We start from the raw sequence: 11683 nt of genomic DNA, 5'->3' as shown, positions 1-11683 counted from the left end.
GCTCTGGGGTGGCTCGGGGGCGGACACGTTTGTGTTCGCCGCCAGTTCCGATTCGCGTCCGGGAGCGACGGACCAGATCCTCGATTTCGTCAGCGGCCTGGACAAGATCGACCTGACCGGGATCACCAAGGGCGCGGGCCTGCACTTCGTGAGCGCGTTCACCGGTGCGGCGGGCGATGCGGTGTTGTCGACATCGGGTGGCAACAGCCTGCTGTCGGTGGACTTCTCCGGGCACGGCGCGGCTGACTTCCTGGTTAGCACCGTTGGCCAGGCAGCGGTCTCGGATATCGTGGCTTGATGCCAAAACCCCTGTAGGAGCTGCCGCAGGCTGCGATCTTTTGATTTTATCTTTCGCTTGGGACTCAAGTGGTGGAGAAAGATCGCAGCCTCGCTTCGCTCGACAGCTCCTACAGGACTCCGGTCAGGATGAAAGAAATGCGTAGAAAATTCATGCCCAGTAGCGCTCACGCAACCACCGGGTTGCTCGCTACGCTGATGATGTTTTGTGGAGAAGTCGCCATGGCGCGCAGCCTGTTGTTAGCAGAACCCTCGCAGTTGGCCGGTCAGTGGCAGGCCGTTTTGTCGAGCCCGCAGGACAATGCGCAAACCCAGGCGATGCAGGACAAACCGTCCAACACTTGCCTCGTTGAACTCAAGGCGGACCAGACCCTGGGTGGGCAAACCGATTGCCTGGGCCAATGGCTGGGGGATGAGCCGGTTCGTTGGTTCACCGAGCCCGACGGACTTTCCCTGATCGGTAAACAAGACTCCAGGACTCACTTGGGGCTGCGTCAGGGCGATCATTATCAAATGACGTTGAAGTCCGGCTTGATACTCCGGCTTGAGCGCAATAAATCCCAGAGTGCTCATTAACGAGTGAGTGCAGTTGAGCCTTGATCGACGTGCGCTTGTTCAAGCAGACGTGCGTTTCGGTGTGGGCCGAATTGAAAAATAAAGATTGGTAAGTTGAATAACGGCCCGTTCGCGGGCAAGCCAACAGCAAGGAAGATCATGAATAAGGTAAGGAGCGTTGCCGCGGCGCCGCTGTTCAAAGCGCTGGGTGATTATAAAAATATTCTGATCAGTGTTGGATGTTTTACCGCGCTGATTAATGTCCTGATGCTCGCACCTTCGATTTATATGCTCCAAGTGTATGACCGCGGCTTGTCATCACAGAACGAGACCACGCTGGCGATGTTGTCATTGATGGTCGTCGGCTTCTTCGTATTCATCGGGCTGCTGGAAATGGTCCGCAGCTTCGTGGTCATCCGCATCGGCAGCCAGTTGGAGAGACGTTTCAATCTCCAGGTGTACAAGGCCGCGTTCGAGCGCAATCTGCGCCAGGGTGAAGGCAACGCCGGGCAATCGCTGGGCGACCTCACGCATATTCGCCAATTCCTCACCGGGCCGGCGCTGTTCGCTTTCTTCGACGCGCCGTGGTTTCCCATCTATCTGCTGGTGATCTACCTGTTCAACGTATGGCTCGGCGTGTTTGCCTCCGTCGGTACGCTGCTGCTGATCGGCCTGGCCTGCCTGAACGAGGCCATGACCAAAAAAGCCTTGGGGCAGGCCAGCGTCTACTCGCAACAATCCACTCAACTGGCTACCAGCCATTTGCACAACGCCGAGACGATCCAGGCCATGGGCATGCTCGGCGCGCTGCGCAGCCGCTGGTTTGCCGTGCACTCACGGTTTCTCGGCCTGCAGAACCAGGCCAGCGACACTGGCGCGGTCATCAGCTCCTTGAGCAAGACCCTGCGCCTGTGCCTGCAATCGCTGGTGCTGGGCTTGGGCGCACTGATGGTGATCAAGGGCGACATGACCGCCGGGATGATGATTGCCGGCTCGATCTTGATGGGACGGGTATTGAGCCCCATCGACCAGTTGATCGCCGTATGGAAGCAGTGGAGCGGCGCCAAGCTGGCTTACCGGCGTCTTGACGCGCTGTTGCAGGCGTTTGCGCCCCAGGATGACGGCATGACGCTGCCGGCGCCCAAGGGCCAGGTGAGCTTCGAACAAGTAAGCGCAGGACCGCCGGGACAGCGTAACGCGACGCTGCAGCAGGTCAGCTTCAGCTTGGCTGCCGGGGAAGTGCTCGGTGTGCTGGGGGCGTCCGGCTCTGGCAAGTCCACCCTGGCCCGAGTCCTGGTGGGCGTGTGGCCGACCCTTGCAGGTACGGTGCGCCTCGACGGGGCCGACATTCATCGCTGGAATCGCGAGCAACTCGGCCCGCACATCGGCTATCTGCCCCAGGACATCGAGCTGTTCAGCGGCAGCATTACCGAGAACATCGCCCGGTTTCGCCAAGCCGATCCACAAAAAGTCGTCGCCGCCGCGCAGCAGGCCGGGGTCCATGAGTTGATCCTGCGCCTGCCCCAGGGCTACGACACGGTGCTGGGGGAGGACGGCGGTGGGTTGTCCGGCGGGCAGAAACAACGGGTGGCGCTGGCCCGGGCGATGTACGACCGGCCAAGCCTGGTGGTGCTCGACGAACCCAATTCCAACCTCGACACGGTTGGCGAAGCGGCGCTCGCCGGCGCCATTGCGCAGATGAAGGCCCAGGGCACCAGCGTCGTGCTGGTCACCCATCGTTCTTCGGTACTGGCCCAGGCCGACAAGTTGCTGGTGCTCGATGAAGGCCGGCTCCAGGCCTTCGGCCCAAGCCAGCAAGTGCTGCGGGCGCTGTCCGGCCAGTCGGGCTCACAGGATAACGCGCCACGCAGCTCACCGCCGAACAGTCCCCCGGCGGCCCCCAGCGGACTGAGCCTGAGTCGCCAATACCAGGCCGCCAGCAAACCGGGTGGTGTATGAGCAAGGAGCGCGACATGAATCTCGAACATTCTCAGGACGTCGAGCGCCCGGAGCGCGACGCCCGTTTCTTCACGCGCATGGGGTGGGTGCTGGCGCTGGTGGGGGCCGGCAGTTTTTTCACCTGGGCCAGCCTGGCGCCGTTGGACCAGGGCATCCCCGTGCAGGGCACTGTGGTGGTTTCAGGCAAGCGCAAGGCGGTGCAATCGATGAGCAGCGGTGTGGTCAGCCGGATCCTGGTGCGCGAAGGCGAGGTGGTGAAGCAGGGCCAGCCGCTGTTCCGCCTGGACCAGACCCAGGCCGCCGCCGATGTGCAATCGCTGCAGGCGCAGTACCGGATGACCTGGGCGAGCCTGGCGCGTTGGCAAAGCGAGCGGGACAACCTGTTGCAGGTGAGCTTCCCGGCGGAGCTGAGTCGCGATCCCGATCCACGGCTGGCCCTGGTGCTCGAAGGCCAGCGGCAACTGTTCAGCAGTCGCCGCGAAGCCTTCGCCCGGGAGCAGGCGGCGTTGCGCGCCAGCATCGAGGGCGCCGCGGCGCAATTGGCGGGCATGCGTCGGGCCCGTAGCGACCTGACCGCCCAGGCCGAATCCTTGCGCCTGCAATTGAGCAACCTGCAACCTTTGGCCGACAACGGCTACATCCCGCGCAACCGGTTGCTGGACTATCAACGCCAGCTGTCGCAAGTGCAGCAGGAACTGGCGCAGAACAGCGGCGAAAGCGGGCGGGTGGAGCAGGGGATCGTCGAGTCGCGCCTGAAGTTGCAGCAGCACAACGAGGAATACCAGAAAGAGGTGCGCAGCCAGTTGGCCGACGCCCAGCTCAAGAGCGAAACCCTGCAACAGCAACTCAAATCCGCCGGCTTCGAGTTGCAACACAGCGAAATCCTCGCCACCGCCGACGGCATCGCCGTCAACCTGGGGGTGCACACCGAGGGCGCGGTGGTGCGCCAGGGCGACACCTTGCTGGAAATCGTCCCCCAGGGCACGCGGTTGGAAGTGGAAGGGCATTTGCCGGTGCACCTGATCGACAAGGTCGGCCCGCATTTGCCGGTGGACATCCTGTTTACCGCGTTCAACCAGAACCGCACGCCAAGGGTGCCGGGGGAAGTCAGCCTGATTTCCGCCGACCAGATGCTCGATGAGAAGACCGGCGCGCCGTATTACGTCCTGCGCAGCAGCGTCAGCGACGTGGCGATGGACAAGCTCAACGGCCTGGTGATCAAGCCCGGCATGCCGGCCGAGATGTTCGTGCGCACGGGCGAGCGCTCGTTGCTCAACTACCTGTTCAAACCGCTGCTCGACCGAGCCGGCTCTGCGTTGACCGAAGAATAAGGATGTCCGGCGGTATGAAGCGTTTTTATTGGATGGCCGTGCTGGCCGTTTCCGTGTGCCACAACACCTGGGCCATGGGGCCCTTCGAGTTCTACGAGCAGGCCCTGCGCAATGACCCGGTCTACCTGGGCGCGATCAAGGAGCGCGATGCGGGCCTGGAAAATCGCGCCATTGGCCGCGCCGGGCTGTTGCCGCACCTGGGCTACAGCTACAACAAGGGACGCAACCAATCCAAGGTCACCTACCTCAACGATCGCGGCGCCAGCCAGCATGACGATCGCAACTACAGCAGCTACGGCTCCAGCCTGACGCTGCAACAACCGCTGCTCGACTACGAGGCGTACGCGGCCTACCGAAAAGGCGTGGCACAGGCGTTGTTCGCTGACGAAAGTTTTCGTGGCAAGAGCCAGGAGTTGTTGGTGCGGGTGCTGAGTTATTACACCCAGGCGCTGTTCGCCCAGGACCAGATCGACATTGCCCAGGCCAAGAAAAAAGCGTTCGAGCAGCAATTCCACCAGAACGAGCATCTGTTTCGCCAGGGCGAAGGTACGCGCACCGACATCCTCGAGGCACAGGCGCGCTATGAACTGGCAATCGCCGAAGAGATCGAGGCGCGCGATGAGCAGGACGCCGCCTTGCGCGAGCTGGGCTCGCTGATTGGCGTCCCGGCCCTGGATATCGGCGACCTGGCGCCGCTGCACGACACCTTCCAGACCTTTGCCTTGCAGCCGGCCAGTTTCGACACCTGGCACGAGCTGGCGGTGAGCAACAACCCCAACCTGGCGTCCCAGCGCCAAGCGGTGGACGTGGCGCGTTTCGAGGTGGAGCGCAACCGCGCCGGGCACCTGCCCAAGGTCAGCGCCTATGCGACGATGCGCCAGAACGAATCGGAAAGTGGCAACACCTACAACCAGCGCTACGACACCAACACCATCGGCCTGGAAGTCAGTGTGCCGCTGTACGCCGGTGGCGGGGTCTCGGCGTCGACCCGCCAGGCCAGCCGCAACATGGAACAGGCCGAATACGAGCTGGACGCCAAGACCCGCGAGACGCTGATCGAATTGCGCCGCCAGTTCAGCGCCTGCGTGTCCGGGGTGAACAAACTGCGCGCTTATCAGAAGGCCCTGAGCTCCGCCGAAGCGCTGGTGGTCTCGACCCGGCAAAGCATCCTCGGCGGCGAGCGGGTCAACCTCGACGCACTCAACGCCGAGCAACAGCTCTACACCACCCGCCGCGACCTGGCCCAGGCCCGTTACGACTACCTCATGGCCTGGACCAAGTTGCATTACTACGCCGGCACTCTCGGCCCGCAGGACCTGGCGAAGGTGGATGAGGCGTTTGTGTCCCGGGCGCCAACGCCATGACCGACGCGATGCTTTTGTGGCCAGAGCTTGCTCCCGCTCGAGTGCGAAGCGCTCGCAGGCTTTTTGGGGCCGCTGCGCAGCCCAGCGGGAGCAAGCTCCCTCGCCACAAAGGCCAGTGCAAGCCACAAAGGCCAGCGCAAGCCACAAAACCAAGGCAAGCCACAAAAGCCAGGGCAAGCCAAAGGATTTTTGCAACAACTAAGGATGGTTCGTGATGAAAGTCGATAACAAAAAACAGCCCGGACAGACGGGCCGCGTGTTTCTGCTCAAGACCCTCAACCGCGCCGTGCTCTGCGCCCTGGCAACCTTGGGCGCGGCCCAGGCGGCGCCTTATGTCGAGAGCGGCAGGGCGGGCAACCCGGACAGCTGGCGCAGCAGCGAATTCAACGCCGAATGGGGGCTGGGGGCCATCAACGCGCAGCAGGCCTACAGCGCCGGGTATACCGGCAAGGGCGTCAAGCTGGGGATCTTCGACCAGCCGGTCTACGCGGCGCACCCGGAGTTCTCCGGCACCGGCAAAGTCGTGACCCTGGTCACCAGCGGCATTCGTGAATACACCGACCCCTACATCCCGGTGAAGGCCGGCGATGCGTTCCGCTACGACGGCTCACCCACCGTGGGCTCCGATGGCAAGCTGGGCTCCCACGGCACCCATGTTGGCGGGATCGCTGCCGGCAGTCGCGATGGCAGCCCGATGCACGGTGTGGCGTACGACGCGCAGATCATCAGCGCCGACAACGGCGACCCGGGACCCGAAGACGGCATCATCCTGGGCAACGACGGCGCGGTGTACAAGGCAGGTTGGGACGCGCTGATCGCCAGCGGCGCACGCATCATCAACAACAGCTGGGGTATCGGCATCACCGATCGTTTCGACCAGGGTGGCCGCGATCCAGCGTTCCCGCACTTCACCGTGCAGGACGCGCAACTGCAATTCGACCAGATCAAGCCGCTGCTGGGGACCAAGCCCGGCGGTGCCTACGAGGGCGCCATCGCCGCGGCCCGCAGCGGGATCGTGACGATCTTCGCCGCCGGCAACGACTACAACCTCAATAACCCCGACGCCATCGCGGGCCTGGCGTATTTTGTGCCGGACATCGCGCCGAACTGGCTCACCGTGGCGGCGCTGCAAGTCAATCCGGACACCGCCAGCGCCGATCCGTACACCATCAGCACCTTCTCGTCGCGCTGCGGCTACACCGCCAGTTTCTGCGTGTCGGCACCGGGCACCCGGGTCTACAGCGCCGTGATCGGCGGCACCCGTGCCGAGGACCTGACCGTCGGCTACGCCAACAAGAGCGGCACCTCCATGGCCGCGCCCCATGTCGCCGGCAGCGTGGCGGTGTTGATGGAGCGCTTCCCCTACATGACCGGCGCCCAGGTCGCCAGCGTGCTGCGCACCACTGCCACCGACATGGGCGCGCCGGGCGTCGATGCGTTGTATGGCTGGGGCATGATCAACCTGGGCAAAGCCATCGACGGTCCAGCGATGCTGGTGACCGAACAGGACATCCCTGAGGCATTTCGCATCGAGGGCGCCTATGGCGCCGGTCAGTTCGTGGCGGACCTGCCGGGTATCGGCGCGATCATCGATGCCGGTAAACCCACGGAGCGGGTGTGCAGCGGCATCCAATGTGGCCTGGACGTTTGGCGCAACGATATCTCCGGCCACGGTGGGCTGACCAAGGAGGGCATCGGCACCCTGGTGCTCACCGGTGCAAACACCTACAGCGGGCCAACCCTGGTCAATCAAGGGCGCCTGGCGATCAATGGCTCGCTTGCGTCGGCCGTGACGGTCAACGATGGCGGCATCCTCGGTGGCAACGGGCGCATCGCCAGCCTGACCGCCAACCGCGGCGGCAGCGTGGCGCCAGGCAACTCCATCGGCACCTTGCAAGTGGCCGGCGACGTGACGTTTCAGCCCGGTTCGAATTACGCAGTGGAAGTCTCGCCCACCTCCAGCGACCTGATCGTGGCGGGCGGCAAGGCGTCCGTTGACGGGGCGACGGTGTCGCTGTCCCTGGAAAACAGCCCGACGCTGCTGACGGCGAGCGAGGTGAAAAGCCTGCTGGGCAGGCAGTTCAATATCCTGCAGGCCGCCGATGGTATTGACGGGCGCTTCGCTGAAGTCTTGCCCAACTATGCGTTCCTGGGGGGCGACCTGGCATACAGCGCCAGTGGCATTCAACTGGCGGTCGAGCGTAACGACGCGTCATTTGCCAGCCTCGGCCTGACGCCTAACCAACGCGCCGTCGCCTCGGCCGCCGAACAACTGGGCGCGGGCAACGGACTCTACGAAGCCTTGCTGCTTTCACCCAGCGCCGCCGTGGCGCAACAGGCGTTCCAGCAACTGTCGGGTGAAATCCATCCGGCCATCGGCACGCTATTGATCAATGACAGCCGTCAATTGCGCGACGCCGTGGGGGATCGCCTGCGCCAGGATGCGCTGTACGACGCCGGCACGCCGACCGATGCCAGCAGCAATGCCTGGTTAAAAGTGTTGGGTGCTTGGGGCAAGAGCGATGGCGGACATGATCACGCCAGCACGACCAGCTCCATCGGCGGGCTGCTGGCCGGTGTCGACGGCCTGATCAACGACCAGACCCGCCTGGGCTTCGTCACCGGCTACAGCGACAGTTCGTTGAGCATGGGCGACGGCACCCATTCCTCGGCCAAGGCCGACAGCTATCACCTGGGCGTCTATCTGGGGCATGAAATCGATGCGCTGCGCCTGACCGTCGGCGGCGCCCACAGCTGGCATCGCATCGACGTCAAGCGGGACTTGCAATGGGGCGACGTCAGCGGCAGGGAGAAAACCAAGCGCGATGCCCGGACCACCCAGTTCTTCACCGAAGCGGCGTATCGCCTCGACGTGAAGCCGGTAGCCCTGGAGCCGTTTGCCAACCTGGCCTATGTGCACCTGGACAGCGACAGCTTCCATGAGAAAGGCGACAACGCCGCCCTGCACGCGGGCGAAGACCGTCGTGATGCCGTGCTCTCGACCCTGGGCGTGCGGGCCAGCCATACCCTGGCCCTGTCGGACCGACAGCAACTGCAGCTGTCCGGCTCCCTCGGCTGGCAGCACAACCTGAGCAGCACCACGTCCGAACAGGACCTGGCATTTGCCGGCAGCAGCAACACCTTCGCGGTGCAGAGCGTGTCCATGGACCGCAACGCCGCCGTGATCGGTGCCCGTGCCGGGCTCGCGGTCGCCAAGGATGTACGGGTCAACCTCGATTACAACGGCCTGCTCGGCTCCCGGGATAAAACCCATGGCGTGGGCCTGACGCTGGATTGGCAGTTCTGACCAAGAGGAGGGGATCAACACACACTTCTGTGGCGAGGGAGCTTGCTCCCGCTGGACTGCGCAGCAGGCCCCTCTTGTGAGCGCTTCGCACTCAAGCGGGAGCAAGCTCCCTCGCCACAAAAGCTGTACCACCCGGTTCTAGCATTCCAACAACAAAAGAGAGCAACAACCATGGGTATCTACGACTACAAGAACCTCGGCACTGCCGAATCCAAGGCGCTGGTCAGCGACGCAATGGCGATCATGCTGTATTCCTACCACAACCTCGACAACGGCTTTGCCGCCGGTTACCAGCACACTGGCTTCGGTGCCGGCCTGCCGGCGACCCTGGTGACGGCGCTGCTGGGGGGCACCGATTCCCAAGGGGTGATTCCCGGCGTGCCGTGGAACCCCGACTCGGAAAAACTGGCCCTGGAGGCGGTCCAGAAGGCCGGCTGGACGCCCATCAGCGCCGCGCAACTGGGCTACGCCGGCAAGGTGGATGGCCGCGGGACGTTTTTCGGTGAAAAGGCCGGCTACACCACCGCGCAGGTAGAGATCCTCGGCAAGTACGACGCCGAGGGGCACCTGCAGGAAATCGGCGTGTCGTTTCGCGGCACCAGCGGCCCTCGGGAAAACCTGATTGGCGATTCCATCGGCGACGTGATCAACGACCTGATGGCCGCGCTGGGGCCCAAGGACTATGCGAAAAACTACGCTGGCGAAGCCTTTGGCAACCTGCTGGGGGACGTCGCCAAGTTTGCCCAGGCCCATGGCCTGACGGGCAACGACGTGCTGGTCAGCGGCCACAGCCTGGGCGGGCTGGCGGTCAACAGTCTGGCAGACTTGAGCGCCAGCCAGTGGTCAGGGTTCTACTCCAGTGCCAACTACATCGCCTACGCCTCGCCAACCCAGAGCAGTACCGACAAGGTCCTGAACATCGGTTACGAGAACGATCCGGTGTTCCGCGCCCTGGACGGCTCGACGTTCAACCTTGCGTCGGTGGGTGTGCACGATGGGCAACAGGAATCGGCCACCAACAACATCGTCAGCTTCAACGACCATTACGCTTCGACGGCATGGAATGTGTTGCCGTTTTCCATTCTCAACATCCCCACCTGGATTTCCCACCTGCCGACCGGCTATGGCGATGGCATGGGCCGGATCATGGGCTCGGTGTTCTACGACCTCACCGAAAAAGACTCCACCATCATCGTCGCCAACCTGTCGGACCCCGCGCGCGCCAATACCTGGGTGCAGGACCTCAACCGCAATGCGCAAACCCACACCGGCAGCACGTTCATCATCGGCAGCGACAGCAATGACCTGATCCAGGGCGGCGAGGGCAACGATTACCTGGAAGGCCGCGCCGGCAACGACAGCTTTCGCGATAGCGGTGGCTACAACGTGATCGTAGGCGGGCAGGGCAGCAACAGCCTGCAACTGCAGCAGTCGGTGAAGGATTTCAGTTTTGCCCATGACGGGACCGGGACGCTGTATATGCGCGACGCCCATGGCGCGATCAGCATCACCCGAGACATCGGCACGCTGGTCAGTAAGGAGTCCGGGTTGTTCTGGGGGCTGCTCAAGGACGAGGTGAGCCACAGCGTCACCGCCGATGGCCTGGTGGCCGGCGCCAACCTGACGGCATATGCCTCTTCGATCAAGGGCAGCGCGGCCAACGACACTCTGGTGGCGCGGACGACGGGTGACTGGCTGTTCGGCCAGGACGGCAACGATGTGCTGGTGGGCGGTGCGGGTAACGACACCTTTGTCGGTGGCACGGGCAATGACCTGATGCAGTCGGGCGGTGGCGATGACACATTTGTCTTCAATGGTGCGTTCGGCCTGGATCGAATCAGCGGTTATGATGCAGGCGACAAACTGGTGTTCCTTGGTGTCGAGGGCGCTGGGTCGGGGTACGACTACAGCCAGCACATGACCCAGGTGGGCAACGACACGCTGCTCAAGGTCGGCGACAGTTCCGTGACCTTGGTGGGTGTTGGCCTGGGACACGTTGCAGGCGAGGGCATCGTGTTCGCCTGAGCTGAGGTTGTGTGAGTCTGTGGCGAGGATGCTTGCTCGCGCCGGGCGCGAAGCGGCCCTGAATCTGGCGTCCGTCTGGACGTTACCGGTCAAGGGCCCGCAGCGCAGCGGCAGCAAGCGTCCTCGGCACAGTTGTTAGCGCTAGGGGAGGTGAAGCCGTGAGCCGTAAAAGCACCATCGTCGGCCTGATTGGTGGCCTGGTATGCAGCAGTGCACTGGCGGAGTTGCCGGATCATTCGATTCTGACCCGCTATGGCATGACCTCGGAACAGTTGCCCGCCGCCCAGGCTGGCAAACCCGTGGAGGCGCCAGCGCCAAGGCCGCGCTTCGAAGTACAGGCCGAAAAGCCGTGGGCGTCGGTAAGCCTGGGGGAAACCAGGAAGCCGGACACCACTGGAAACCTCAGCATCGATCGTTCCAATCAGCAGGAACATGAACGTTGCCTGCGACTGCAAGGTGATTCGTTGCGGCGCAAAGGCGCGATGATCAGCTGCGAGGAGGGCGGCCCGAGGCCAGGGGTGGGCAGCGGATTGGCTCAATGATCCAAAAGCGAGCCCTCTGCGGGGAGAGGGCGGGCAGACTCAGTCTTCCTTGCGGATGGTCGCCACGTCATCGGCGCGCACCCGGACTTGCCTGCCGGAAATATCCTCGAACTCGTAGAAACCGTCAGCGGTGCGGGTATTGGGGGTGTCCTTGGTCAAATACTGGGTACCGTTCTGCAAGGTCACCACGGTGGGCGACGCGCAGCCAGCCAGAGCCATGAATGCTACGGCGACCAAGGGCAGGCCCAGAAACCTGATGTTCATATCCATAACCTCTCAATCAAAAGTACGCGGACAGCTGAT

The 11683-nt window shown here is 63.4% G+C and carries 9 protein-coding genes; 8 read left to right on the top strand and 1 reads right to left on the bottom strand.

What is annotated here, in order from left to right; genetic code table 11:
- The 8 genes from LQ215_RS21295 to LQ215_RS21260 all read left to right on the top strand — a co-directional run.
- On the top strand, positions 1-298 hold a 298-nt coding region (locus LQ215_RS21295; RefSeq protein ID WP_230152463.1), incomplete at its 5' end, for a M10 family metallopeptidase C-terminal domain-containing protein.
- 152 nt (positions 299-450) lie between these two features.
- Complete coding sequence (locus tag LQ215_RS21290; protein WP_230152464.1) at positions 451-873, top strand: AprI/Inh family metalloprotease inhibitor; 423 nt, start codon at positions 451-453, stop codon at positions 871-873.
- A gap of 138 nt (positions 874-1011) precedes the next feature.
- Entirely contained in the window at positions 1012-2811 is a 1800-nt protein-coding gene (locus LQ215_RS21285) for a type I secretion system permease/ATPase (RefSeq protein WP_230152462.1), read from the top strand.
- The gene (locus LQ215_RS21280) at positions 2808-4142 is read left to right on the top strand and encodes an HlyD family type I secretion periplasmic adaptor subunit (RefSeq protein WP_230152461.1); all 1335 of its coding nucleotides are present in this window, start codon (positions 2808-2810) and stop codon (positions 4140-4142) included. The genes LQ215_RS21285 and LQ215_RS21280 overlap by 4 nt, the downstream gene beginning before the upstream one ends.
- A gap of 14 nt (positions 4143-4156) precedes the next feature.
- A complete protein-coding gene (locus LQ215_RS21275) occupies positions 4157-5506 on the top strand; it encodes a TolC family outer membrane protein (protein ID WP_230152460.1) in 1350 nt (449 codons plus the stop codon).
- Between the two features lie 214 nt (positions 5507-5720).
- Entirely contained in the window at positions 5721-8813 is a 3093-nt protein-coding gene (locus LQ215_RS21270) for an autotransporter serine protease (RefSeq protein ID WP_230152459.1), read from the top strand.
- Positions 8814-8984: 171 nt separating this feature from the next.
- The gene (locus LQ215_RS21265; protein WP_230152458.1) at positions 8985-10838 is read left to right on the top strand and encodes a polyurethane esterase; all 1854 of its coding nucleotides are present in this window, start codon (positions 8985-8987) and stop codon (positions 10836-10838) included.
- 158 nt (positions 10839-10996) lie between these two features.
- The gene (locus LQ215_RS21260) at positions 10997-11380 is read left to right on the top strand and encodes a hypothetical protein (protein WP_230152457.1); all 384 of its coding nucleotides are present in this window, start codon (positions 10997-10999) and stop codon (positions 11378-11380) included.
- 39 nt (positions 11381-11419) lie between these two features.
- Here LQ215_RS21260 and LQ215_RS21255 read toward each other — a convergent pair whose 3' ends face one another.
- Positions 11420-11644: a YgdI/YgdR family lipoprotein gene (locus LQ215_RS21255; protein WP_230152456.1), complete on the bottom strand. Its 225-nt coding sequence runs from the start codon at positions 11642-11644 to the stop codon at positions 11420-11422.
- Positions 11645-11683: the final 39 nt, after the last annotated feature.

It is taken from the genome of Pseudomonas brassicacearum, from assembly GCF_918698105.1.
Taxonomy (GTDB): domain Bacteria; phylum Pseudomonadota; class Gammaproteobacteria; order Pseudomonadales; family Pseudomonadaceae; genus Aquipseudomonas; species Aquipseudomonas brassicacearum_F.
Note: the sequence above shows the minus strand (reverse complement) of the source record. Positions and strands in the feature narration are given on the sequence as shown.

Coding starts and splice junctions, on each gene's coding strand:
- LQ215_RS21285 (WP_230152462.1), top strand. CDS start 1,012: ATGAATAAGGTAAGGAGCGTTGCCGCGGCGCCGCTGTTCAAAGCGCTG.
- LQ215_RS21290 (WP_230152464.1), top strand. CDS start 451: ATGCCCAGTAGCGCTCACGCAACCACCGGGTTGCTCGCTACGCTGATG.
- LQ215_RS21255 (WP_230152456.1), bottom strand. CDS start 11,644: ATGAACATCAGGTTTCTGGGCCTGCCCTTGGTCGCCGTAGCATTCATG.
- LQ215_RS21270 (WP_230152459.1), top strand. CDS start 5,721: ATGAAAGTCGATAACAAAAAACAGCCCGGACAGACGGGCCGCGTGTTT.
- LQ215_RS21265 (WP_230152458.1), top strand. CDS start 8,985: ATGGGTATCTACGACTACAAGAACCTCGGCACTGCCGAATCCAAGGCG.
- LQ215_RS21280 (WP_230152461.1), top strand. CDS start 2,808: ATGAGCAAGGAGCGCGACATGAATCTCGAACATTCTCAGGACGTCGAG.
- LQ215_RS21275 (WP_230152460.1), top strand. CDS start 4,157: ATGAAGCGTTTTTATTGGATGGCCGTGCTGGCCGTTTCCGTGTGCCAC.